The 23,089-nt window shown below is 68.8% G+C and carries 26 protein-coding genes, 1 tRNA gene, 1 other RNA gene and 2 pseudogenes; 20 read left to right on the top strand and 10 right to left on the bottom strand.

All coding sequences use genetic code 11. The features are described 5' to 3' along the window. The first annotated feature begins 111 nt into the window (after nt 1-111). From pufB to pufC, 5 genes are all read left to right on the top strand, one after another. Nucleotides 112-348 carry a light-harvesting antenna LH1, beta subunit gene (gene pufB, locus ACIDOCELLA78_RS93020; protein ID WP_007421832.1) on the top strand — a complete coding sequence of 79 codons (237 nt, stop codon included), beginning with the start codon at nt 112-114 and terminating at the stop codon, nt 346-348. Between the two features lie 13 nt (nt 349-361). Then, the gene (gene pufA / locus ACIDOCELLA78_RS93025; protein ID WP_007421831.1) at nt 362-544 is read left to right on the top strand and encodes a light-harvesting antenna LH1, alpha subunit; all 183 of its coding nucleotides are present in this window, start codon (nt 362-364) and stop codon (nt 542-544) included. Between the two features lie 97 nt (nt 545-641). Beyond that, nucleotides 642-1,478, top strand: a complete 837-nt coding sequence (gene pufL / locus ACIDOCELLA78_RS93030; protein WP_007421830.1) for a photosynthetic reaction center subunit L — start codon at nt 642-644, stop codon at nt 1,476-1,478. 55 nt (nt 1,479-1,533) lie between these two features. Then, nucleotides 1,534-2,523 (top strand): photosynthetic reaction center subunit M, encoded by a 990-nt coding sequence (pufM, locus tag ACIDOCELLA78_RS93035; protein ID WP_201729351.1) that lies wholly within the window; start codon nt 1,534-1,536, stop codon nt 2,521-2,523. After that, nucleotides 2,520-3,674 carry a photosynthetic reaction center cytochrome PufC gene (gene pufC / locus ACIDOCELLA78_RS93040; protein ID WP_201729352.1) on the top strand — a complete coding sequence of 385 codons (1,155 nt, stop codon included), beginning with the start codon at nt 2,520-2,522 and terminating at the stop codon, nt 3,672-3,674. The genes pufM and pufC overlap by 4 nt, the downstream gene beginning before the upstream one ends. A 113-nt stretch (nt 3,675-3,787) precedes the next feature. On the opposite strand, the gene ACIDOCELLA78_RS93045 is transcribed toward pufC, so the two are convergent. Further along, nucleotides 3,788-3,863: transfer RNA gene (locus tag ACIDOCELLA78_RS93045), tRNA-Ile, on the bottom strand. Nucleotides 3,864-3,952: 89 nt separating this feature from the next. Between ACIDOCELLA78_RS93045 and ppa the strand changes: the two genes are divergently transcribed. Then, nucleotides 3,953-4,477, top strand: a complete 525-nt coding sequence (ppa, locus tag ACIDOCELLA78_RS93050; protein WP_007422764.1) for an inorganic diphosphatase — start codon at nt 3,953-3,955, stop codon at nt 4,475-4,477. Here the strand turns inward: ppa and ACIDOCELLA78_RS93055 are convergent. Beyond that, nucleotides 4,446-5,411 carry an SDR family NAD(P)-dependent oxidoreductase gene (locus ACIDOCELLA78_RS93055; RefSeq protein ID WP_249676371.1) on the bottom strand — a complete coding sequence of 322 codons (966 nt, stop codon included), beginning with the start codon at nt 5,409-5,411 and terminating at the stop codon, nt 4,446-4,448. The two genes, ppa and ACIDOCELLA78_RS93055, sit on opposite strands and share 32 nt — an antisense overlap. Next, complete coding sequence (locus tag ACIDOCELLA78_RS93060) at nt 5,408-6,064, bottom strand: DedA family protein (protein WP_201729353.1); 657 nt, start codon at nt 6,062-6,064, stop codon at nt 5,408-5,410. Before ACIDOCELLA78_RS93060 ends, ACIDOCELLA78_RS93055 begins: the two co-directional genes overlap by 4 nt. A 179-nt stretch (nt 6,065-6,243) precedes the next feature. Between ACIDOCELLA78_RS93060 and ACIDOCELLA78_RS93065 the strand changes: the two genes are divergently transcribed. The 6 genes from ACIDOCELLA78_RS93065 (at nt 6,244) to ACIDOCELLA78_RS93090 (ending at nt 9,300) form a co-directional block, all read left to right on the top strand. Beyond that, on the top strand, nt 6,244-6,429 hold the full coding sequence (locus ACIDOCELLA78_RS93065; RefSeq protein ID WP_201729354.1) for a hypothetical protein: 186 nt from the start codon (nt 6,244-6,246) through the stop codon (nt 6,427-6,429). A 1-nt stretch (nt 6,430) separates the two neighbouring features. Continuing rightward, nucleotides 6,431-6,751: a cell division protein ZapA gene (gene zapA, locus ACIDOCELLA78_RS93070; protein WP_201729355.1), complete on the top strand. Its 321-nt coding sequence runs from the start codon at nt 6,431-6,433 to the stop codon at nt 6,749-6,751. Between the two features lie 9 nt (nt 6,752-6,760). Continuing rightward, a non-coding RNA gene (gene ssrS / locus ACIDOCELLA78_RS93075) (6S RNA) lies at nt 6,761-6,920 on the top strand. A gap of 23 nt (nt 6,921-6,943) precedes the next feature. After that, nucleotides 6,944-7,501 (top strand): 5-formyltetrahydrofolate cyclo-ligase, encoded by a 558-nt coding sequence (locus tag ACIDOCELLA78_RS93080; RefSeq protein WP_201729356.1) that lies wholly within the window; start codon nt 6,944-6,946, stop codon nt 7,499-7,501. Between the two features lie 21 nt (nt 7,502-7,522). Then, nucleotides 7,523-8,668 carry an aminotransferase class I/II-fold pyridoxal phosphate-dependent enzyme gene (locus tag ACIDOCELLA78_RS93085; RefSeq protein ID WP_201729357.1) on the top strand — a complete coding sequence of 382 codons (1,146 nt, stop codon included), beginning with the start codon at nt 7,523-7,525 and terminating at the stop codon, nt 8,666-8,668. 41 nt (nt 8,669-8,709) lie between these two features. Beyond that, nucleotides 8,710-9,300 carry a hypothetical protein gene (locus ACIDOCELLA78_RS93090; RefSeq protein ID WP_201729358.1) on the top strand — a complete coding sequence of 197 codons (591 nt, stop codon included), beginning with the start codon at nt 8,710-8,712 and terminating at the stop codon, nt 9,298-9,300. 121 nt (nt 9,301-9,421) lie between these two features. On the opposite strand, the gene ftsY is transcribed toward ACIDOCELLA78_RS93090, so the two are convergent. From ftsY to nth, 5 genes are read right to left on the bottom strand one after another with little or no spacing between them, the layout of a single operon-like run. Continuing rightward, a complete protein-coding gene (gene ftsY / locus ACIDOCELLA78_RS93095; RefSeq protein WP_201729359.1) occupies nt 9,422-10,357 on the bottom strand; it encodes a signal recognition particle-docking protein FtsY in 936 nt (311 codons plus the stop codon). Further along, on the bottom strand, nt 10,357-11,592 hold the full coding sequence (gene mtaB / locus ACIDOCELLA78_RS93100; protein WP_201729360.1) for a tRNA (N(6)-L-threonylcarbamoyladenosine(37)-C(2))-methylthiotransferase MtaB: 1,236 nt from the start codon (nt 11,590-11,592) through the stop codon (nt 10,357-10,359). Before mtaB ends, ftsY begins: the two co-directional genes overlap by 1 nt. Further along, nucleotides 11,589-12,422, bottom strand: coding sequence for a diaminopimelate epimerase (gene dapF / locus ACIDOCELLA78_RS93105; RefSeq protein ID WP_201729361.1), 834 nt, complete (start codon nt 12,420-12,422; stop codon nt 11,589-11,591). The genes mtaB and dapF overlap by 4 nt, the downstream gene beginning before the upstream one ends. Before the next feature lie 42 nt (nt 12,423-12,464). Next, on the bottom strand, nt 12,465-13,934 hold the full coding sequence (locus tag ACIDOCELLA78_RS93110; RefSeq protein WP_201729362.1) for an APC family permease: 1,470 nt from the start codon (nt 13,932-13,934) through the stop codon (nt 12,465-12,467). Then, nucleotides 13,931-14,647 carry an endonuclease III gene (nth, locus tag ACIDOCELLA78_RS93115; protein ID WP_374223262.1) on the bottom strand — a complete coding sequence of 239 codons (717 nt, stop codon included), beginning with the start codon at nt 14,645-14,647 and terminating at the stop codon, nt 13,931-13,933. The genes ACIDOCELLA78_RS93110 and nth overlap by 4 nt, the downstream gene beginning before the upstream one ends. 97 nt (nt 14,648-14,744) lie before the next feature. Between nth and ACIDOCELLA78_RS93120 the strand changes: the two genes are divergently transcribed. Both ACIDOCELLA78_RS93120 and ACIDOCELLA78_RS93125 read left to right on the top strand, forming a co-directional pair. Continuing rightward, a complete protein-coding gene (locus tag ACIDOCELLA78_RS93120) occupies nt 14,745-15,251 on the top strand; it encodes a DUF2244 domain-containing protein (RefSeq protein WP_249676374.1) in 507 nt (168 codons plus the stop codon). After that, nucleotides 15,251-16,465, top strand: a complete 1,215-nt coding sequence (locus tag ACIDOCELLA78_RS93125) for a glycosyltransferase family 87 protein (protein WP_201729364.1) — start codon at nt 15,251-15,253, stop codon at nt 16,463-16,465. The genes ACIDOCELLA78_RS93120 and ACIDOCELLA78_RS93125 overlap by 1 nt, the downstream gene beginning before the upstream one ends. Before the next feature lie 159 nt (nt 16,466-16,624). On the opposite strand, the pseudogene groL reads toward ACIDOCELLA78_RS93125, so the two are convergent. Next, nucleotides 16,625-18,273: pseudogene (gene groL, locus ACIDOCELLA78_RS93130) on the bottom strand (chaperonin GroEL). Nucleotides 18,274-18,317: 44 nt separating this feature from the next. After that, complete coding sequence (gene groES / locus ACIDOCELLA78_RS93135) at nt 18,318-18,632, bottom strand: co-chaperone GroES (protein ID WP_201729366.1); 315 nt, start codon at nt 18,630-18,632, stop codon at nt 18,318-18,320. Between the two features lie 215 nt (nt 18,633-18,847). On the opposite strand from groES, the gene ACIDOCELLA78_RS93140 reads away from it, so the two are divergent. The 6 genes and pseudogenes from ACIDOCELLA78_RS93140 (at nt 18,848) to ACIDOCELLA78_RS93165 (ending at nt 23,050) form a co-directional block, all read left to right on the top strand. Further along, the gene (locus tag ACIDOCELLA78_RS93140) at nt 18,848-19,174 is read left to right on the top strand and encodes an usg protein (protein WP_374223263.1); all 327 of its coding nucleotides are present in this window, start codon (nt 18,848-18,850) and stop codon (nt 19,172-19,174) included. Nucleotides 19,175-19,307: 133 nt separating this feature from the next. Continuing rightward, nucleotides 19,308-20,132 (top strand): hypothetical protein, encoded by an 825-nt coding sequence (locus ACIDOCELLA78_RS93145; RefSeq protein WP_201729379.1) that lies wholly within the window; start codon nt 19,308-19,310, stop codon nt 20,130-20,132. Between the two features lie 298 nt (nt 20,133-20,430). Beyond that, nucleotides 20,431-21,039 (top strand): annotated as a pseudogene (locus tag ACIDOCELLA78_RS93150) (terminase large subunit domain-containing protein); the annotation flags it as partial. An 82-nt stretch (nt 21,040-21,121) separates the two neighbouring features. Next, entirely contained in the window at nt 21,122-21,634 is a 513-nt protein-coding gene (gene terL, locus ACIDOCELLA78_RS93155) for a phage terminase large subunit (RefSeq protein WP_249676377.1), read from the top strand. A gap of 4 nt (nt 21,635-21,638) precedes the next feature. Then, complete coding sequence (locus tag ACIDOCELLA78_RS93160) at nt 21,639-21,965, top strand: hypothetical protein (protein ID WP_249676379.1); 327 nt, start codon at nt 21,639-21,641, stop codon at nt 21,963-21,965. Beyond that, entirely contained in the window at nt 21,965-23,050 is a 1,086-nt protein-coding gene (locus tag ACIDOCELLA78_RS93165) for a phage portal protein (RefSeq protein ID WP_249676382.1), read from the top strand. Before ACIDOCELLA78_RS93160 ends, ACIDOCELLA78_RS93165 begins: the two co-directional genes overlap by 1 nt. Nucleotides 23,051-23,089: the final 39 nt, after the last annotated feature.

A 23,089-nucleotide genomic window follows, 5' to 3' on the forward strand; every position in this document is an offset into this window, starting at 1 on the left:
GCTCCCCCATCGGCCGCCCGCCGCACGGCGCCGGCCGTCCCCCCGCGCGGGGTTCGCGCGGAACTGGCAGGCTCGGGCAACCGCGCCGGCCACAACGAGGATAACAGTCTGATGTCCATGACAACGCATGATCGGGAAGGGTCGTTATCCGGCCTGACCGAACGGGAGGCGAAGGAGTTCCACTCGATCTTCATCGCCAGTTTCATCGGCTTCACCGTCATCGCGATCATTGCCCACTTCCTGGTGTGGCAGTGGCGCCCGTGGATCCCGGGTCCGCACGGCTATGTCACCGGGTTCCTGGATAACGCGCATATCGGGGTGAAGATGCTCACCTCGCATATCGGATAAGGGAGGACAGACCATGTGGCGCATGTGGCTTCTTTTCGATCCGCGCAGGGTGCTGACGGCGCTTGGCGTGTTCCTGTTCGCGCTGGCGATCCTGATTCACTTCATCCTGCTGAGCACCCCGCGTTTCGACTGGCTCGGCGGCGCGCCGGCGATGACGACGATGCAGCAGCAGTCGGCCATGCCGGCAAACAAGTAACGGGGGCGGCAAAACCCTTCAGATGATCCCGGCGCCGGTCGGCTCGTGCCGACCGCGCCGGGGGAGGGGCCCCAACCGAATGGTGAGGAACTGCCCGATGGCACTGCTCAGTTTTGAAAGAAAATACCGCGTCCGCGGCGGTACCCTGATCGGCGGGGACCTGTTCGATTTCTGGGTCGGGCCGTTCTATGTCGGCTTCTTCGGTGTGACCGCCGCCTTCTTCATCATGCTCGGCACGGCGCTGATCATCTGGGGTGCTGCGCTCGGGCCGACCTGGAACATCTGGCAGATCAGCATCGCGCCGCCCGACCTTTCCTATGGGCTCGGCCTGGCGCCGCTGGCCAAGGGCGGGCTCTGGCAGATCATTACCGTCTGCGCGATTGGCGCCTTCGGCTCATGGGCGCTGCGCGAGGTGGAGATCAGCCGCAAGCTCGGGATCGGGCTGCATGTGCCGGCGGCGTTCAGCGTCGCGATTTTCGCGTATGTCACGCTCGAGGTCATCCGCCCGCTGCTGATGGGCGCCTGGGGCAATGGCTTTCCCTACGGCATCATGAGCCATCTCGACTGGGTGTCGAACACCGGATACGCCTATCTCAATTTCGAATACAACCCGATGCACATGGTCGCCGTGACGCTGTTCTTCACGACGACGCTCGCCCTCGCGCTGCATGGATCGCTGGTTCTGGCCGCGATCAACCCGCCGGCGGGCGAGACGGTGAAGTTCGCCGAGCACGAGGACACGTTCTTCCGCGATTTCATCGGCTACTCGATCGGCACGCTGGGCATTCACCGGCTCGGCCTGTTCCTTGCCCTCGGGGCGGGGTTCGCCAGCGCCACCTGCATCCTGCTCTCCGGCCCGTTCTGGACCCAGGGCTGGCCCTCGTGGTGGGGGTGGTGGCTGCATCTGCCGATCTGGCAGTTCGGCGGTCATTGAGGTGCGCCATGCAAGTTCGCACCGTTCATAACCTTCAAGCAGTCCGGGGGCTCGGATGATCGAATATCAGAACATCTTCACGCGGGTGCAGATCCGTGGGCCGCTGCATGACGGCGTTCCGGCGCCGGCGGGTGTGTGGGGCCGGCAGGGCAAGCCTTTCTTCAGCTACCTGCTCGGCCAGATCGGCAACGCCCAGGTCGGCCCGATCTATCTCGGCTCGCTCGGCGTCGCCTCCATCGCCTGCGGCCTGATCGCCTTCGAGATCATCGGGCTGAACATGATGGCCTCGGTGAACTGGAACCCGATCCGCTTCGTGCGCGACCTGCCGTGGCTCGCGCTCGAACCGCCGCCGCCGGCCTACGGGCTGCGGCTGCCGCCGATGGACCAGGGCGGGTGGTGGCTGCTGGCCGGATTCTTCCTCACCACCTCGCTGCTGCTCTGGTGGCTGCGGGTCTACCGGCGCTCGAAGCAGCTCGGCCTCGGCACCCATACCGCCTGGGCCTTCGCCTCGGCCATCTGGCTGTTCCTCGTGCTCGGCTTCATCCGCCCGCTGCTGATGGGCAGCTGGGGCGAGGCGCCGCCCTTCGGCATCTTTCCGCATCTCGACTGGACCGTCGCGTTCTCGTTGCGGTATGGCAACCTGTATTACGATCCGTTCCATATGCTCTCGATCGTGTTTCTCTATGGTTCGGTGCTGCTGTTCGCGATGCATGGCGCGACCATTCTCGCCGTCAGCCGGTTCGGCGGCGAGCGCGAGGTGGAGCAGACGGTCGATCGCGGCACCGCATCGGAGCGCGCCGCGCTGTTCTGGCGCTGGACCATGGGGTTCAATGCGACGATGGAGAGCATCCATCGCTGGGCCTGGTGGTTCGCGGTGCTGACCACGCTGACCGGCGGGATCGGGATTCTGCTGACCGGCACCGTCGTCGACAACTGGTTCCTGTGGGCGGTGAAGCACCATGTCGCGCCGGCCTATCCGCACATCTACGGCCACATCGCCGATCCGGCGCAGGGTGCGGCAGCGGGCAAGGGGACACTGCCATGAAAGTCACGATCACCCTGCTCGCCCTGATCGGCGGCATGACGGCGATGGTCCTCGGCGTGCTGACCTTGCAGCCGCCCACGGTGCGCTCGGTACAGCGCGGCTATCGCGGCACCGGCCAGCAGCTCGAATACAGCCCCGCGGTGATCGCCGCCGCCTTTGCCGCCAACCAGGCGCCCTCGGCCCTGCCGCAGAACAATGCCGGGCCGCCGGCCGGCACGATCTACAAGAACGTCCAGGTGCTCAAGAACGTTCCGGCCGGCGCCTTCGCGCGGATCATGGTCTCGATGGTGCAGTGGGTCGCGCCGAAACAGGGCTGCGGCTACTGCCACGTCGCCGGCAATTTCGCGTCCGACGCCAAGTATCAGAAGCGGGTCGCGCGGCGGATGCTGGAGATGACGATCTTCGTCAATGCCGACTGGCAGACGCATGTGAAGAAGGTCGGCGTCACCTGCTATACCTGCCATCGGGGCAACAACGTGCCGAGCCGGGTCTGGTTCGAGGGCGTCGCCCCGCCGCACGCCGGCGGGCTGATGGCGACGCATAGCGGCGAGGCGCGGCCCTCGGCGGTGGCGGATGGCTCGGCGCTGCCGGCCGACCCGCTCACGCCCTTCCTGCTCGGGCATGAGCCGATCCGCGTGACCGGGACGACCGCGCTGCCCGCCGGCAACCGCCACTCGATCCAGCAGACCCAGTGGACCTATGCGCTGATGATGCACTACGCGACGGCGTTGGGGGTGAATTGCGATTTCTGCCACCAGACCCGCGCCTTCGCCGACTGGTCGGAAAGCACACCGCAGCGGGTGACCGCCTATTACGGCCTGCACATGGTCCGCGCGCTGAACAACGACTACCTGCTGCCGCTGACCGGCACCTTCCCAAGGGCCATGCTCGGCCCGGCCGGCGATGTGGCGAAGGTGGACTGCGCGACCTGCCACCAGGGTGTGTTCAAGCCGCTCTATGGCGCGCCGATGGCGGGCCAGTTTCCTTATCTGCGCGGCCCCGCCGCGCTCGCCCAGCCCGATCCGAAGGCAGCGGCGGCGCATGGCGAGGACAACCCCGCGATGATCACCATGGCGTCCGCCCCGGCTGCGGGCGGCGCCAAACCCACAGCGTCCCCCGCCCCGACCGGGGCGGGTGCACCGGGCCAATAACGCCGCGGCTCCCCGGCGTTCGCCCGACACTCGGCGTGGGTCGAAAGGCCCACGCCTTTTTCTTTGGCCCGGGTTTCGATTGCGCGGGGGGCCAGCGCGGCGGATGGGCAGCATGGTGCGCCGGGCAGGACTTGAACCCGCAACCAAACCGTTATGAGCGGTCCGCTCTAACCATTGAGCTACCGGCGCCCAGCGCCTGTATGGCGTCGGGGCGGGGCAATTGGCAATATCCCTCCGGACGGCTAGAACGCGCGCGACATTATTCAGGAGGTTCCGCCATGGACGTTTCCAAGATCCCGGCCGGCAAGGCGCCGCCGTCCGACATTCATGTGGTGATCGAGATTCCGCAGGGCTCGGCGGTGAAATACGAGGTCGACAAGGAGAGCGGGGCGGTGATGGTGGACCGTTTCCTGTTCACCCCGATGGCCTACCCGGCGGCCTATGGGTTCATTCCGAACACGCTCGCCGACGACGGCGACCCGGCGGACGCGCTGGTGCTGGTGCCGGCGGCGGTGGTGCCGGGTGCGGTGATCCGGGCGCGGCCGATCGGGGTGCTGCGGATGGAGGACGAGGCGGGGCAGGACGAGAAGATCGTCTGCGTGCCGCATGACAAGATCCACCCGCAATTCTCGGGCGTGACCGAGGTGGACCAGCTGCCGGCGATCACGCGCGACGCGATCGAGCATTTCTTCACCCATTACAAGGACCTGGAGAAGGGCAAGTGGGTGAAGGTGACCGGCTGGGAAGGCCGCGAATCCGCCGAGGCGGCGATCAGCCAGAGCCTCGCCCGCGCCGCGAAGTGATTCTGCTCCTCCCGTCCTGGTGAGGGACGGGAGGCTTTCCTGCCCAGGTGAGGGCGGAGCGGCCTTTGAGGCCGTCAGGCCCCGGTTTCCGCCGCGAGGATGGCTTCGAGGCCCTCGCGGTAGGAGGGAAAACGCCAGGGGCGGCGCAGCGCCGCCCTGGTGCCCTCGCTCCGCACGATGCGGTTTTCCGACCAGAAGGACAGCGCCATCGGCGACATCTCCCGCCGCGCCTCGTCGAAGGGGATCGGCGGCGGCGGGGCGATGCCGAGCAGGGACGCGGCATGGGCGATGACATCGGCGCTCGGGGCCGGTTCGTGATCGGCGAAGTGAGGATGCGGACGCCGCCGGTGGCGGTGGCGATGGCGGCAAGGGTGCCGCCGGCGATGTCGTCCACATGGATGCGGCTGAATTTCTGCGCCGGCCGGTCGATCCGGCGGGCGGTGCCGGCGCGCAGGTCGTCGAAGGCGGAGCGGCCGGGGCCGTAGATGCCGGCGAGGCGGATGATGTCGACGGCGCGGTGGTCGTTCGCCAATGCCGCCCAGCTCTGCTCCGCCTCGATGCGGCGGCGCGTGCGCGGCGAGCCGGGGGCGGGCGGCGTGGCTTCGTCGACGGTGCCGCCCTGGCGGTCGCCATAGACGCCGGTGGTGGAGAAATAGCCGATCCAGCGCAGCGCCGGGGCGGCGGCGATGGCCTCGGCGCAGAGGGCGAGGAGCGGGTCGCCGGCCTCGCCGGGGGCGGCGGTGAGCAGGAGGTGGGTCGCTTCCGGCAGGGCGGCGGCGGCGGCGGCGAAGGGGATGAGGGCGACGCCCTCGGGCGCGGATCTACCCGCCGGGTCGCGGGCGGTGGCGATGACGGCGAAGCCCGCCTCGCGGGCGGCGATGGCGACGGCGCGGCCGGTATAGCCGAGTCCGGCGATGAGCAATGTGGCGGTCATCTCTTGTGCGGAAGGTGCTCGGGGAGGGAGGCGCGGTCGGCGGCGGCGCGTTCGAGGCGGTCGCCGTGGCGGCGGGCGAGGACGACCATCGCAAAGCCGATGGCGACGATGACGACCGCCGCGGCGGCGCCGAGCGGGCCGGCGAAGCGGTTGATCTGCTTGCCGAAAATATAGGCCACGCCGCCATAGACGCTGGCCCAGACGAGGCAGGCGAGGATCTGGAAGGCGATGAAGCGGCGCCATTCCATGACCGTGACGCCGGCGAGCAGGGCGGCGAGGGCGCGCATCACCGCGAAGAAGCGGCCGAAGACGACGATCTTGCCGCCGTGGTTCTCGAACAGCCAGTGGCCGGCGCGCAGGCGGCGCTCGGTCAGGCCGATATGGCGGCCATGGCGGAGCAGCATCGGGTAGCCGGCGTTGCGGCCGATCCAGTAGCCGGCGGCGCCACCGGCGATCGCGCCCGCGGCGGCGGCGAGGATGAGGACCGAAATGTCGATCCGGTGGGTGGTGCCGGCATAGATCGCGGCGGAGACCAGCGCGGTTTCGCCGGGCAGCGGCAGGCCGAGGCTTTCCAGCATGATCAGCGCGGCGACGGCGACGCTGCCATAGGCGGCGATCCAGGGGGCCAGTGCGTGGTTGAGGGCGGCGATCATCGGGTGCTGCGGGCCTGTGTGGCGGTTCGGGTTAGAGCGCTGTCCGATCCATCCGGATCGGATGTGGCGCTCCATGATATTGATAATTAGAGCATCTTTGTCCGATCAGACGACTCCATCTGATCGGATGATGCTCTAATCGGCTTTCATTGTAACGCAAAATCCGCGATAAGCATCGCATGGTGGAGCAGGAAACCGAAATTCAGGCGATCGAGAGGCTCGAAGTGGCGCTGGCGCGCATTGCCGCCCATGTGGCGAGGCCCGCCGAGGCGGATCGGCGCGGCGACATCAAGGATGCGCTCGACCGCATGATCGCGCAGCTGCGCGCGGCGCTCGACGAGGCCGAACGGGTGGAACAGGGTTGATATGGCGAACGTGAACATCCGGATCAACGGATTTTCCTATTCGGTGAGCTGCGAGGACGGGCAGGAACGGCATCTGCAGGCGATGGCCGCCGAGATCGACCGCCGGGTGAGCAGCATCAAGGCGATCGGCGAGCAGACCGGCGAGGCGCGGCTGCTGGTGCTGGCCGCACTGCTGCTGGCCGACGAGTTGCACGACCTGCGGGCGACGCATGAGGCCATGCAGGCGGCGAAGCCCACGGGCGTGTCCCCCGAGCATGTCGCAAGGCTGCGGCGCGTCGCCGCGCGCGCCGAGGAGATTGCGGCGGACCTCGCGGAGTCCTAAGTTGAGGGGGCGAGGCTGCCCGGTGCGTCAGGCAAGCACATCCCCGGGGCCAGTAAGTATCTCCCAGGGAGCTGGCTCTGTCGGAACCGTGGTTCCGGTATTTCCGGCGCCCACCTGCTCACGCAGGCTCTGGGAGGATGTCAACGCCAACGGCCAGGGCGGCTTCGCACTTTTGCTCCTCTCCCCGACAGCATGACGGATAGCGACCTTATCGCGCGCAAGGCTGCGGCGCGGCAGGCGGCACTCGACCGGCGCGACGGGCTCGACCCCGCGCTTGGCGCGCGTCTCGCTTCCGTGGTGCTGGAGCAATGCCCGCCGCCTGCCGGCGCGGTGGTTTCGGGGTTCTGGCCGATCGGTGCGGAAATCGATATCAGGCCGCTGCTGGCGGCGTTGGAGGCGCGGGGGCACGCGATCGGCCTGCCGGTGACGCCGAAGCGCGGCCTGCCGCTTATGTTCCGGCGCTGGCGGCGCGGTGCGGCACTGGTGCCGGGGCGGTTCGGCACCTCGCACCCCGACGGCGAGGAGATCGTGCCCGATTTCGTGCTGGTGCCGCTGCTGGCCTTCGACCGGCGGGGCAACCGGCTCGGCTATGGCGCGGGGTATTACGACCGGACCCTGGCCGGCCTGCCCGATGCGTTCCGGCTGGGGTGCGCCTATGCATCGCAGGAGGTGGACGAGGTGCCGGTGGGGCCGCAGGATGCGCGCCTTCATGCGGTGGCGACCGAACGCGGCGTGGTGCGCGCGGGCTGACGCCTCCTTTCAGGGTGCTCAATGGATATCATTCGGATTCCGCGATCGAAGATCGGCGATATCGGGCGGCTGGCCTTTGCCGACCCGGATGTGGACAATCTCGCCTTCGGCGAGTCTGATCGGACGCCGCCGGAGGCTGCGCGGGCGGCGCTGATCCGCGCCGTCGAGGCCGGGGACACGCATTACGTGGACAGCCGGGGGCGGCTGTCGCTCCGCCTCGCGCTGGCGGATTATCTGAGCCGGGTGCACGCGCAGCCGGTGGCGGAGACGCGGATCGCGGTGACGGCCTCGGGCATGGCGGCGATCGGCGTCGCGTTCACCGCGATCTTGCGGCAGGGCGACAAGGTGGTGATTCACGAGCCGGAATGGCCGAACCTCGCTGGCGCGGCGCTGGCGCGGCGGGCCGAGGTGGTGCGGCTGAAGCTGGACGAGGACGGGGCGGGCGGATTCCGCCTCGATCTCGACCGGCTGGACGCGGCCCTCGACGGTGCGCGGGTGTTCTGCCTCAACTCGCCGAACAACCCGACCGGGTGGATGGCGAGCGATGCGGAAATCGTTGCGATCCTGGAGATCTGCCGGCGGCGGGGCGTGTGGCTGCTGTCGGACGAGGTGTATTCGCGGCTGAGTTTCGACGGCCGGCCGGCGGCGCCCTCGGCGCTGGACCATGCGGGGCCGCAGGATCGGGTGATCGTCGTCAATTCGGTGTCGAAGACCTGGGCGATGACGGGATTCCGCGTCGGCTGGCTGGTGCTGCCGGAGGGCGAGCGGGACGCGGTGGGCGAGTTGATCGAGGCGACGCATTCCGGCGTGGCGCCCTTCGCGCAGGAGGCGGCGCGCGCGGCGCTGGAGTGCGAGGACTATGTCGCCGGGTTCCGGGCGTTCTGCGCCGAGGGGCGGGCGATCGTCGGCGCCGGGCTCGCCGGGCTCAACCGCGTGCGCTACAGCGCGCCGCCGGCCGGGCTCTACGCCTTCGCGCGGATCGAGGGGGTGGCGGACAGCCTGGAGCTGGCACGGCATCTCGCGATCGCGCACAAGGTGGCGGTGGCGCCGGGGATCGCGTTCGGCGCGGCGGGCGAGGGGCATTTGCGGATCTGCTTTGCGCAGAGCCCGGAAAAGCTGGAGCGGGCGATGGCCAAATTGCGCGCGGGGCTCGTTTCTTTGATCTGATATTAACCAGTTCACGTTATGTTCGAGTTATGGTTCTGGACATGAGATGGATCGGCCTGGTCGCGGCAGCCTGGGTACTGGCCGGCGGGATGGCGGCAGCGCGGGCGGCTTCGCCACTGCCCGATCCGGCGCTGACGCCGGGGGCGATCAACCCCGCGGTGAGCGGGGCGACGATCGGTGCGACGATCTGCCGGCGCGGCTGGACGCGGACGGTGCGGCCGCCGGTGTCCTATACCGAGCCGCTGAAGGCGGCGCAGATCCGGCGCTATGGCTATGAGGATTCGCGGCCCTGGAAATACGAGGAGGATCACCTGATCCCGCTCGCGCTCGGCGGCTCGCCGACCAGCCCGGCGAATCTCTGGCCGGAGCCGCATCTCGGGCCGGGGCAGTGGGGCTCCTATGCGAAGGACCGGCTGGAGGCGCGGCTGGCGCGGCTGGTCTGCGCGCACCGGCTGGGGCTGGACGAGGCGCGGCGGATGATCGCGCGGGACTGGATTTCCGCCTATCGGCGCTTCATCGGCGCGCGGCCGGACAATGCGCCGTTGCATGGGCGCGGCGCGGGATATGATGGCGGATATCGGCCGTATGACCACTGGCATCGCTGGCACCACTGGCATCGCCGCGACTGGTGAGGCGGAGCGGCGCGAGCCGTCACGTTACGGCAGTTCGCCATTTGGTGTCAGCAAATCGCCGCTGAAATTCAGCAATGCGCGGGTCGTCGGGTTTCGGGATGATCCCTGACGGCGCAAGGCTTCAGGCGGGGCGGTCGGCGTCGGCGCCGGTGAGGGCGCGGGCGAAGTCGGTCGCGTCGAAGGGGCGGAGATCGGCCGCCTGTTCGCCGACGCCGACGGCATGGATCGGCAGGGCGGCGGTTTCGGCCAGGGCGACGACGACGCCGGCGCGGGCCGAGCCGTCGAGCTTGGTGACGATCAGGCCGGTGAGATCGACCATCTGCTTGAAGGTGGCGACCTGGGCGATGGCGTTCTGGCCGGTGGTGGCGTCGAGCGTCAGCAGCACGGCGTGGGGGGCGGTTTCGTCCTGCTTGCGGATGACGCGGATGATCTTGCGCAACTCCTCCATCAGCGCCGCCTTGTTGTGCAGGCGGCCGGCGGTGTCGATCAGCACGATGTCGTGCCCGTCGTGCCGGGCGCGGGCGATCGCGTCGAAGGCGAGGCCGGCGGGGTCGGCGTTGGCGGGGCCGGTCATCACCGGCGCGCCGGTGCGCTCGCCCCAGACCTGGAGCTGTTCGACCGCGGCGGCGCGGAACGTGTCGCCGGCGACGAGCAGGGGTTTGGCGCCGGCCTCGGCATAGGACTGGGCGAGCTTGCCGATCGTGGTGGTCTTGCCGGTGCCGTTGACGCCGACCATCAGGATGACGAACGGGTTTTTGCGCCGGTCGATATCGAGCGGCTGCGCGACGGGGGCGAGGATTTTCGCAACCTCCTCGGCCAGCGACGCGCGGATTTCCGGCGGCGAAACGTCCTGGCCGAAGCGGGTGCGGCGGAAGGCGCGGATGACGCGGGCGGCGACGGCGGGGCCGAGATCGGCGGTGATCAGGAGGTCTTCGAGTTCTTCGAGCGCCGCGTCGTCGAGCTTGCGCTTGGTGAAGGTGTCGGTGATGCCGGCGGCGAGCTTCTGGGTGCTGCGGGTCAGGCCGGATTTGAGCCGCGAGAGAAAGCCGAGCGCCATTATTCCGCTCCTGCGGTCACGCCGGTGGCATCCGCGCCGGTGATCCTTGTGGTGACGAGCGCGCCCGGGGTGACGGGGAGCGAAAAGCGGATCGGCGCGAAGGTTTCGGTGTGGCCGGTGGTTTCGGTTTCGGCCAGCGCGGTGACGGTGGTGCCGGTCATGGCGCGGAAGCGGGCCTCGGCGCGCCGGGCGCCGGCCTCGCGCAGACGGGCGGCGCGGGCGCGGCGCTCGGCCATCGGCAAAGCGGGGATGCGGGCGGCGGGCGTGCCCTTGCGGGCGGAGAAGGGGAAGACGTGGAGATAGTCGAGCCCGGCATCGTCGACCAGCGCGAGGGTTTCGGCGAAATGCGCCTCGGTTTCAGTGGGGAAACCGGCGATGAGGTCGGCGCCGAGGGCGATGCCGGGGCGGAGCGCGCGGGCGCGGGCGGCGGATTCGATGACGTGGTGGCGGAGATGGCGGCGCTTCATGCGCTTGAGGATGAGGTCCGATCCGGCCTGCACCGAGAGGTGCAGATGCGGCATCAGCCGGGGTTCGGTTTCGATCAGGCGCCAGAGATCGTCGTCGATCTCGGCGGGGTCGATCGAGGAGAGGCGCAGGCGCGGCAGGTCCGGCACGGCGGCGAGCAGGCGGCGGCAGAGCTGGCCGAGTTTCGGCGCGCCCGGCAGGTCGGCGCCGTAGGAGGTGAGGTCGACGCCGGTGAGCACGACCTCGTTGTAGCCGTTGGCGACGAGGGTGCGGACCTGTTCGACCACGGCGCCGAGCGGGATCGAGCGCGAGGGGCCGCGGCCATAGGGGATGATACAGAAGGTGCAGCGGTGATCGCAGCCCTGCTGCACCTCGATGAAGGCGCGCGCGCGGGTGCCGAAGCCCTCGATCAGGTGGGCGGCGGTCTGGCGGAGCTGCATGATGTCTGCGACGAGGACCGGCGCTTCGGACCGCCAGGCCTCGGGCGTGAGCTTCTCGGCGTTGCCGAGGACGCGGGCGACACCCTCGATGCTCGACCACGAGGCGGGGTCGATCTGCGCGGCGCAGCCGGTGACGATGATTTTCGCGCTGGGCGCGGCGCGGTGGGCGCGGCGGATGGCCTGGCGGGCCTGGCGCTCGGCCTCGGCGGTGACGGCGCAGGTGTTGACGATGACGGCGTCGCCGAGCCCGGCGGCCTCGGCATGGCTGCGCATCACCTCGCTCTCGAAGGCGTTGAGGCGGCAGCCGAAGGTGAGGATGTCGAGGCTCATGGCGCGAGCATCCCGGCGTCCAGCTCGCCCTCGAAGACCAGGGCGACGGGGCCTTCCATCAGGACGTGGCCGTCCTCGCGCCAGGTGAGGGTGAGGGTTCCGCCGTCCATCTCGATCTCGGCGCGGCGGGCGGCGAGGCCGCGGCGATGGGCGTTGACCAGGGCGGCGCAGGCGCCGGAGCCGCAGGCCAGGGTGAGGCCGGCGCCGCGTTCCCAGACGCGCAGGCGGATGCGGTCCGGCGCGTCGATCCGGGCGAAGCCGATATTGGCGCGCGCGGGGAAGAGGCGGGCGCGTTCGAGCTTCGGGCCGATCGTCTCGATCGGCAGGTGGGTCAGGTCGTCGACGAAGAAGGTGGCGTGGGGGTTGCCCATCGAGCAGGCGGCGGGGTTCTGCACCGGGCCGAGGGCGAGGCGGAGCGAGAGCGTGTCCGCCGGCTCTGCCAGGGGGATGTCTTCCCAGCCGAGTTTCGGCGCGCCCATGTCGACCTCGACCAGGGTGGGGCCCTTGATGTCGGCGGGCAGCAGGCCGGCATTGGTGCGGATGACGAGGCGGCGGGCGCCGGTTTCGGCGGCGAGCAGGGCGGCGACGCAGCGTGTGGCGTTGCCGCAGGCGCCGGATTCCGAGCCATCGGCGTTGAGGATGCGCATGAAGGCGGCGGCGTCGTCGTCAGGCTCGATCAGGATGATCTGGTCGCAGCCGACGCCGCGGTGACGGTCGGCGATGCGGGCGGCGGCGGCGGGAGCGAGGTCGAGCGGGTGCGCGCGGGCATCGAGAACGACGAAATCGTTCCCGGCGCCGTGCATTTTCAGAAATTGTCGGACCGCTGCCATGCGGTTCGTATATGGCGTTGCGGCGCGGCGCGGAAGGGGGCGCTATTCGAGGGGGAGCGTTGCGGTGATGGCGGCGAGGCCGGGGGCGACGCTGCGGGCGCGGAGATAGAGCGCCGTGCCGATCAGCGCCATCACCCCGCCCTGGAACAGCGGCTGGACGTAGAAGGGCGCGTGGGGCAGCACCAGCACCGAGCGGATCAGCGCGATGGTGACGACGATCGAGAGCAGGGCGACCGGCACGACCATGACGCCGCGGCGGAAGGGTTCCGACCAGCCATGGCTGGCATGGCGGGGGTTGTAGCGCAGGTTGAGCGCGGCGCAGGCGACGGCGAGCCAGACCAGCAGGATGGTGACCGAGCGGGCGACGATGCCGAAGGCCCAGCCGATATAGGTCGCTTGCACGAGGAAGAGCGATGCGAGCACGACGGTGAGGGTGAGGGCGGCGACCGGCGCGCGGCGGCGCGAGGTTTCGGCGAAACGGGCGGGGATCAGCCCGTCCTCGGCCCAGGCGAAGAGCATGCGCGAGGTGACGACCATCTGCGGCGCCAGCGTCTTGCCGACGATGAGCGCGATCACGAGGTCGAGTGCTGCGGCGAGGGGGCGCGGGGCGGCGAGGCCGATGATGCCGGGGGCGGTGACGAGGGAGGCGTGCTTGTGGCGGATGAGGTCCAGCGCCGCCCACCAGGGCACGGCGTGCAGCAGTGCCGCGGCGACCAGCGAGAACAGCACGACCGAGGTGAGCCAGGCGATGACGATGCCGCGCGGCATCACGGTTTCGGCGTGCTCGGTCTCGCCCGACAGGGCGGGCGCGCCGGACAGCCCGCCATAGGCGAAGATGAACAGGGTGCAGACGGCGAGGAAGGCGTGCGGGTCGAAGGGTGGGGTGGCGGCCGGGCGGGTGAAGGCGATGCCGGTGCGCGCCGCGGCGGTGTGCAGCAGGGCGGCGGGGTCGGCGGCGAAGCCGATGATGCCGACGGTCAGGGCGGTGACCACGACGAGGGCGAGCAGGATGATGACGAGGCGGCCGTAATCGCGGATGCCGGCGACATGGATGCCGTAGATGATCCAGAGCGCGGCAAGGCCGAGGGCGAGATGGCCGGGTTTCGAGAGCAGCATGTGGCCGGCGGCGAAGCCGGCATTGACCATCGCGTTGCCGAGGAAATTGCCGAAGGCAAAGGCGATGAAGCCCATCGCCGCGGTGATGCTGGCCCACCAGACGAAATGCAGGATGAAGCCGAGCGGCAGGTTGAGGGCGCGCACCGTCCAGACATAGGAGGAGCCCGCGCGCGGCATGGCGCGGGAGAACCGGGCGTAGAGAAAGACCTTCAGGAAGATCACCAGGCCGGTCGCGAACATCGCCAGCGGCACCAGCGCGCCGATGCCGGGATAGACGCCGAGGCTCTGGGGGACCACGAAGTTGATTCCGGCGCCGTATTCCTGGGTGACGGCGGAGGCGACGACGGCGGCGAGGCCGAGGGTTTTGGCGAGGCGGAAGCCGGTCGACGCGCTCATGTCCGGCGGCTCCTGGCGGGTGTTGCTGGTTTGGGGGTGAAGACGCACCATTGCGCGCCGGGGCAGCGCCAGCATTCGGGCTGGCGGGCCTTGCAGACATAGCGCCCGTGCAGGATCAGCCAGTGATGGGCGCGGCGCAGCAGGTCGGGCGGGATGCGCTTGACCAGGCCATCCTCGACTTCGCGCACGGTCTTGCCGGGGGCGAGGCCGGTGCGGTTGCCGAGGCGGAAGATATGGGTGTCCACCGCCATGGTGGGCTGGCCGAAGATTTCGTTGAGCACGACATTCGCGGTCTTGCGGCCGACGCCGGGCAGGGCTTCGAGCGCCTCGCGCTCGGCCGGGACCGCGCCGCCATGCCGCTCGACGAGGAGCTGGGCGAGGGCGGCGACGTTCTTCGCCTTGGACTGCCAGAGGCCGATCGAGCGGATATGCGGGCCGATGCCCTCGGCGCCGAGGGCCGCCATCGCCGCCGGGGTGGGGGCGGCGGCGAACAGGAAGGGGGTCGCCTTGTTCACCGCTGCGTCGGTCGTCTGCGCGGAGAGGACGACGGCGACGAGGAGGGTGAAGGGGTCGGAATACTGCAGTTCGGTGCGGGGATCGGGGTTGCCGGCGGCGATGGCGTTGAGGAAGGGGCGGATATCCGCCGTCTTCATTTTGCGCGCGGTGCTGCGGGTGGTGCGGCGCTGCGGCGGCTGTGCGGCTTCGGACGGCATTGGCGATTAGTGCGGTTCGGGCGGGATTTTGGCAAGCGCCGGCGCTTGCGGAACCGTGATTCGATGCGAAGATAGGGTGATGTCGGAAATTGCGAGCATGGCCGTGGCGACGCCAGGGCGGCCGATCTTTCAGGCGATGCTGACGCCGCACCGGAGCATGAGCCGGCGGGGCATGTTCATCGTGTTCGCGTTGATGGCGGCCGGATCGTTGCTGGTGACCAGCCTGATGTGGCGGCTGGGGGCGGTCATGGTGATCGGGTTCAACGGCGCGGATCTGCTGCTGGCGGTCACGCTCTATGCGATGAACATGCGTGCGGCGAAGGCATCGGAGGCGATCGTGCTGACCGACGAGGCGCTGACCATCACCAGAACCACGCCGGGCGGCCGGCGGAGCGAGGTGCGGCTGGCGCCGGGATGGCTGCGCGTCGAGATCGAGGAGCAGCCGGGGAGCAATCCGCTCGTCTGGGTCGCGAATCGGGAAGCGCGGCACATCGTCGGGCTTGCGCTCGGGGATGCGGCGCGGCGGGATCTGGCGGGCGCGCTGCGCGAGGCGATCCAGCGGATGCGCTCGCCACGGTTCGACAACCCGCAGACACGCGACTGATGCCCGCGGGCCGGGCCGGGCGGTGGCTGCTCGTGCTCGGCTTCATGGCGGTTTGCCTGTATCCGGCGGCACGCTACGGGGCGATGACCTGGCGGAATTTCCCGGCCAGCCTGACCGCGCCGAACGGCGCCGTGGTGGTGCGCGATTTCGTCGATTTCTGGGGCGCGGCGCGGGCGGTTCGGGAGGGGCACGCGGCGCTGCCCTTCGACCCGGCGGCGTTCCACCGCTGGCTTCAGGCGCGGTTCGCGCCAGCGCAGGACGTGAACACCTGGAGCTATCCGCCATCCTTCCTGCTCCTGCTGCTGCCGCTCGGTTTTCTGGGGCTGTTGCCGGCTTTCGGACTGTGGCTTGGCGGAACGCTGGCGCTGTTGTTCGGCGTGTTGCGGCGGCTCGGGATCGGCGCGGTGCCGGCGCTGGCCGTGCTGGTGAGCCCGGCGGCGGCGGAGACGCTGCTCGATGGGCAGAACGGCGCGTTGACCGCCAGCCTGCTGGCGGGCGGGTTCGGGCTGCTGGACCGCGCGCCGGTGGCGGCGGGGGTGATGTTCGGCGTGCTGACGATCAAGCCGCAGCTCGGGCTGCTGGTGCCGGTGGCGCTGCTCGCGGCGCGGCAGTATCGGGCGGTTGTCGCGGCGGTGGTGACGGCGGCGGCGCTGGCGGGGCTGAGCGCGCTTGTGCTGGGCGCGGGAAGCTGGAGCGGATTTTTCGCCGCGACCCGGCCTTACATGACGCATCTGCTGCTGCTGTCCGGCCATCGTCAGCTCTATCAGTTGATGATGCCAACGATGTTCATGGCGGCGCGGGTGAGTGGGGCGGGTGTTGCGCTCGCGACCGGGCTGCAAGGGGTGGCAACGGCGCTGGCCGCCGGGGCGATGTGGTGGCTGTGGTCGCGGCCGGCGCCGCCGGCGCTGCGCCTCGCGCTCAGCCTGACGCTGGTGCTGCTCGCGACGCCGTTTGCCTATGATTATGACATGGTTCCAGTCGCGATCGCGGCCATGCTGCTGGCGCGCGAGGGATCAGGGACGGGTTTCTGCCGGGCGAGGGCGCGGTGCTGGCGGCGTGGCTGCTGCCGGGGATCGTGGTTTCGCTCGGATTTCTGGGGGTATCGATGGCCGGGCCGGCGATCGTCGCGTGGCTGGCGATCGTGCTGGTGCGGCGGATTCGCCGCAGCGTTAGAGCATCTTTATCCGATCGGATGGGATCATCTGATCGGATAAAGATGCTTTAATTATCAACAAGATAGAGCACGACATCCGATCCTGATGGAGCGGAACGTGCTCTAAAAGCGCGCCGGAAGACTGGCCGCGCGCAAGAGAAAAGCCGTGAGGTTGCCCCCACGGCTTTCCTTGTTCCGGGCCGGAGCCTGGAGCGGTGGATCAGAAATCCATGCCGCCCATGCCGCCCATGCCGCCCATTCCGGCGTCGCCACCGGCGGGGCCTTCTTTTCCGGACGCTCGGCGACCATCGCTTCGGTCGTGATGAGCAGGCCGGCGACCGAGGCGGCGTCCTGCAGCGCGGTGCGGACGACCTTGGTCGGGTCGATGATGCCGGCCTTCACCATGTCCTTGAACTCGCCGGACTGGGCATCGAAGCCGAAGCTGTAGTCGTCGTTGTCGAGCACCTTGCCGGAGATCACGGCGCCGTCTTCACCGGCGTTCTCGGCGATCTGGCGCATCGGCGCGAGCACCGCCTTGCGGATGATGTCGATGCCGAAGCGCTGGTCGTCGTTATCGGCCTTGAGCTTGTTGATCGCGAGCGAGGCGCGGGCGAGGGCCACACCGCCACCCGGGACGATGCCTTCCTCGACGGCGGCGCGGGTCGCGTGCAGCGCGTCGTCCACACGGTCCTTGCGCTCCTTCACCTCGGTCTCCGAGGCGCCGCCGACGCGGATGACGGCAACGCCGCCGGCCAGCTTCGCCAGACGCTCCTGCAGCTTCTCACGGTCGTAGTCCGAGGTGGTCTCCTCGATCTGCGCGCGGATCTGGTTGCAGCGGCCGGTGATGTCGGACTTCTTGCCGGCACCTTCGACGATCGTGGTATTTTCCTTCTCGATCAGCACCTTCTTCGCGCGGCCGAGCATGTTCAGCGTGACGGTCTCGAGCTTGATGCCGAGATCTTCGCTGATGACCTGGCCGCCGGTGAGGATCGCGATGTCTTCCAGCATGGCCTTGCGGCGGTCACCGAAGCCGGGCGCCTTGACGGCGGCGATCTTGAGGCCGCCACGCAGCTTGTTGACGACCAGGGTGGCGAGCGCCTCGCCCTCGACGTCTTCGGCGATGATCAGCAGCGGCTTGCCGGACTGGACGATGCTTTCGAGCAGCGGCAGCATCGGCTGCAGGCCGGAGAGCTTCTTCTCGTGGATCAGGATGTACGGGCTGTCGAGATCCGCGACCATCTTTTCCGGGTTGGTGATGAAGTAGGGCGAGACGTAGCCGCGGTCGAACTGCATGCCCTCGACGACGTCGAGCTCGGTCTGGATGCCCTTGGCTTCCTCGACCGTGATGACGCCCTCGTTGCCGACCTTCTGCATCGCCTCGGAGATCATCTTGCCGATCTCGGCTTCGCCGTTGGCGGAGATGGTGCCGACCTGGGCGGTTTCGCTCGGGGTCGTGATCTTCTTGGTGCGCTTCTTGAGCTCCTCGACGATGGCGTTGACCGCCTTGTCGATGCCGCGCTTCAGATCCATCGGGTTCATGCCGGCGGCAACCGCCTTCGCACCCTCGCGGACGATCGCCTGGGCGAGGACGGTCGCGGTGGTGGTGCCGTCACCGGCGAGGTCGTTGGTCTTCGAGGCCACTTCGCGCACCATCTGCGCGCCCATGTTCTCGAACTTGTCAGCGAGCTCGATTTCCTTCGCGACCGTCACACCGTCCTTGGTGATGCGGGGCGAACCGAAGCTCTTCTCGATGACGACGTTGCGGCCCTTCGGGCCGAGGGTGACCTTCACCGCGTTGGCGAGCAGGTCGACACCGCGGATGAGGCGTTCGCGGGCGTCGGCCGAGAAGCGGACGTCTTTAGCAGCCATGTGTAACTTCCTTTATACGATATCGGAGGGGAAACCGGGGGTGATCAGGCGGCCTTCTTCTTCGAAGCCGTACCCTCGATGATGCCCATGATGTCGGATTCCTTCATGATCAGCAGCTCTTCGCCGTCGATCTTGACCTCGGTGCCCGACCACTTGCCGAACAGGATACGGTCGCCGGCCTTGACGTCGAGCGCGACGACGGCGCCGGTTTCGTTGCGGGCACCCGGGCCGACGGCGATGACTTCGCCTTCCATCGGCTTTTCCTTGGCGGTGTCGGGGATGATGATGCCGCCGGCGGTCTTTTCCTCGGCGTTCAGCCGGCGAACGACCACGCGGTCGTGCAGGGGACGGAATTTCATGTGGCTCGCTCCTGACTTCAGAAGTCTGTTGCAACAGTTTCGGGCTCAGCAGCGCCGGCCCTCTCGATAGGCACCGGATGCTTGCTAGCACTCTCTCCGGGAGAGTGCCAAAGGATAAGGTTGCGGGCCATGGATGTCAAGCCCGGCAGCACTTGCGGGTGACGAGTGCTAAAGTATTGATAAAAAAGATTTTTCTTGCCAAACACCGGGGTGTCATGGCATCGTCATGGTCAGGAGGAGCGGACTGGCACGGCCCGCCGATGACAGCGCGACGGAGACAGACCATGATGATGAGCCGACAGCTCGAAGGATACCGGCTGACGACAGCCGAAATTCTCTACCACCTGCCCGACCATCCGGGCGTGTTGCAGAGTTACGTGTGGCAGGATCTCGACATCGCGCCGCGCTATCCGGTGCTGCACCGGTTTCTCGATTTCTGGAGCAGGCAGATCGAGGGCAGGCTGCATTCGGTGCGGGTGGGCACGGCCGCGCTGATCACGCCAGGGGAGATGCGCAGCCCGCATATGTTCCAGCTTCACTGAGCGATGCGCGGGAGCGGCTGGCGGCGAGCGTGGCGCCGAGGTGACACACTTACCCGAATTGCAGCCCTGCGGCGCGGTTAAGGATACGTTCAGTCATCCATGCGATAAGATGTATTGCGCAGGGGTGACTGAAATGGCGGGCGTGACGCGACAATTCCTTCTCGTGCTGGGTGTGGCGCTTGGTGTTGCGCCGCCATTCGCCGTCGCCCGCGCCCAGGGCGTGAACCCCGCGATCGCGGCGAGCGAGACAAGAGTGTCGCTCGGGGTGACGGCGAGCGGATATACGTATCGCGAGAGCGGCGGAGTTGACCGGGAAAGCGGCGTGCTGCCCGGCTTCAGCGCCGGTGTCTCGCGGCTGGGGCCGGCGCTCGGGATGCGCGACATCTATACCGGCGTCGTCTACGATTTCGCGGGCGGGGCGCTCGGCTATCAGGGATATCTGCAGGGTGGCGCCGGTGCGCCGCGACCCTATGACCAGTCGGACAGCGCGCGGTTCAATCATGTCGAGGTGCAGCTCGGCGCGGCGGTGCCGCTCGGTCGGGCGATCAGTGTGCTGCCCTTCGTCGCGATCGGGTATCAGAGCTGGTCGCGCAATGTCGGCGGCGGCAGCGGGTATGGCAGTTTTTATCACGCGGTGCTGGCCGGGGTTGGAGCAAAGCTCGACTATGCGGCGTCGGGGCGGCTGGTGCTTTCGGCGGCGGCAGAGGGGCTGGCGGTGCTGGGCGGCGGGGTATCCGCGCCGGCGCTTGGCCTTTCGGGCGGGTTCGGCACCAGCGGCGAGGAAGAGGTGCGGCTGGGCGCGGACTGGCGGCTCGACAATGTCTGGCACGTTTTCGCCGGGCTGGAGATGCGGCATTTCAACTATGCCGGGTCGAAACCGTCCAACGGGGTGTACGAGCCGACGAGCGGAACCTTCGCCGCGCGCGGCGAAATGGGCGTGACGTTCGGCTTCCGATAAGCCGGCGGCGCGGCTGGCAATGCCGTTGGGAATAAAAAATCTAACATAACGTTTTTATCTCTTTCCCACCCGCCCCGCTTTGGGCTATCCCTGCGGTCATGATGCGGTTCTGTGCGCGGCGCGGCGAATGAGGCGCGGCGGCGGGACGGATGCGGAAGCGGAACCGGCTTCGGATTTCTGGCGGTTCTGCATGACCATGCTGGCGCCGCGAGGGCAGCGGCCGGAACGGCATCACCTCGCGCTGATCGACGCGCTGGAGCGCGTCACGAGCGGCGAGGTGGACCGGCTGATGGTGCAGATGCCGCCGGGGGCGGCGAAATCGACCTATGCCTCGGTGCTGTTTCCGGCATTCTGGTTCACCCGCCATCCGGCGAGCGAGGTGATCGCGGCGTGTCACACGGCGTCGCTCGCCGGGCATTTCGGCCGCCGCCTGCGCATGCTGATCGCCGAGCAGGGCGATGAGTTCGGCCTGTGTCTCGACCCGACCAACCGGGCGGCGGGGCGGTTTTCGTTGCAGGGTGGCGCGCAGTATTTCGCCGCCGGCGTGCGCGGGCCGATCACCGGGCGGCGGGCGGATCTGATCCTGATCGACGACCCTGTGAAATCCTGGGCCGAGGCGGACAGCCGGGCGGCGCGGGATGCGCTGTATGACTGGTACCGCGCCGAACTGCTCTCGCGGCTGAAGCCGGGCGGGCGGGTCGTGCTGGTGATGACGCGCTGGCATGAGGACGATCTTGCCGGGCGGCTGATGGCCAGGGATGGCGGCTGGACGGTGCTGCGGCTGCCGGCACTGGCGGAGGCCGACGATCCGCTCGGGCGGGCGCCGGGCGAGGCGCTCTGGCCCGACTGGGAGGATGAGCGGGAGATCGCGCGGCGGCGGGCGACGGTGGGCGAGCGCGTGTTCGCCGCCCTGTATCAGCAGCGGCCGATGCGCGATGGCGGGTCGTTGTTCGAGCTTGACCGGATCGGCTTCGTCGATGCGGCGGGCCGTGCGCGCCTGGGACCTGGCGGCGACGGCGGCATCCGCCGGCGGCAATCCGGACTGGACCGTGGGGCTGAAGCTCGGGCTGGCCGCCGATGGCACGCATGTCGTGCTGGATGTGGTGCGGGTACGGGCGGGGCCGGCGGCGGTCGAGGCCTTGTTGCGGGCGACCGCCGAGGCGGACGGGCCGGGGACGGCGATCGCGCTGCCGCAGGACCCGGGGCAGGCCGGTGTGGCGCAGGTGGCGCATCTGCGCCGGGTTCTGGAAGGGTTCACGGTGATTGCGAGCCCGGAATCCGGATCGAAACAGACGCGGGCCTTGCCGGCGGCGGCGCGGATCGGCGCCGGCAGGACGCGGGTGCTGCGCGCCGCCTGGACCGACGCCTTCGTGGCCGAGCTGCGGACCTTTCCGAACGGCGAGAAGGACGACCAGGTGGATGCGCTGGCACGCGCCGAGGCGATGCTCGGGCAGGCGCCAGCGGCGGCGCGGATGACGAAGATTTCCATGATGGGACGCTGAATTCATGTTCGAGACGATCTGCCAGACGATTCCGGCCGATCCGCACCTCGCGCCGCGGGCGCGGCGGCTGGAGATCTATCGCCGGGTGCTGGAGGGGACGATCTATGACGCGCTGCCCTACGCGTTCCAGGAGGAGCGCAACGGGGCGGGCGAGTATGTTCCGCTGCGGGCGCGGCGGCCTTCGGTGCGCTACGGCCTGTGCCGGATCGTGGTGGAGGATTCGGTTTCGCTGCTGTTCAGCGCGGGCATTTCCCTGCGGTCGAGTGCGCGGACCCGGCGACCGAGACGCTGCTGGCCGACATTCTGGGTGAATGCCGGCTCAATGAGGTGATGATCGACGCGGCGTTGCGCGGCTCGGTCGGCTCGGTGGCGATTTTGCTGCGGGTGCTGAAGGGGCGGTTCTTCTGCTCGGTGATGGAGACGCAATACCTGACGCCGCGCTGGCGGGAGGATGCGCCAGACACGCTCGAACAGGTGACCGAACTCTACAAGGTGCGCGGCGCCGAGCTGATTGGCCAGGGCTATGAGGGGGTCGATCCCGCTCAGACCTACTGGTTCCAGCGGCGCTGGGACGCGCAAGCCGAGATCTGGTTCGAGCCGGTGCCGGTGGGCGCCGGCCTGCCCGCCGAGCCGGACCGGGCACGGAGCGTGCGGCATGGCCTCGGATTCGTGCCGATCGTGTGGATCCGCAACCTGCCGGGTGGCGAGGGGGTCGACGGCGCCTGCACGTTCCGCGCCGCGATCGAGACGTCCATCGAGATCGACTATCAGCTGTCGCAGGCCGGGCGCGGGCTGAAATATGCCTCCGATCCGACGCTGCTGATCAAGGAGCCGGCGACGACCGACCGCGAGATGGTCAAGGGTGCGGGGAATGCGCTGATCGTTTCGGAAAAGGGCGATGCGAAGCTGCTGGAGATCGGCGGCACCGCCTCGGCCGCAGTGATCGATTATGTCCGCACGCTGCGCGAGTTCGCGCTGGAGAGCGTGCATGGCAATCGCGCCAGCGCCGATCGGCTGACAGCGCCGCAATCGGGTCGGGCGCTGGAGCTGATGAACCAGGGACTGATCTGGCTCGCCGACAATCTGCGGATTGCCTATGGCGAGGGTGGGTTGCTGCCGCTGCTGCGGATGGCGTTGCGGGCGGCGGCGCGGTTCGATGTGAGGGTGATGGGCCGGACGGTGCCGCGGGTCGATCCCGACCTGCGGCTGAGTCTGCGCTGGCCGCGCTGGTATGCCGCCTCGGCCGATGACCGGCTGAAGGAGGCGCAGGCGATCGCGACGCTGGTCAATGCGGGTCAGATGTCGCGCGAGACGGCGGTGAAGAGTCTCGCCGCCAGTCATGTGATCGGGGATGCGGCGGCGGAACTCGCGCGCATCGCCGATGAGGGGGACCAACTGGAACGGAACGAGGCATGAGCGACGAATTCGCGGAGCACGAGGGCCGCCTGACGAGCC

Source organism: Acidocella sp. C78, from assembly GCF_907164655.1.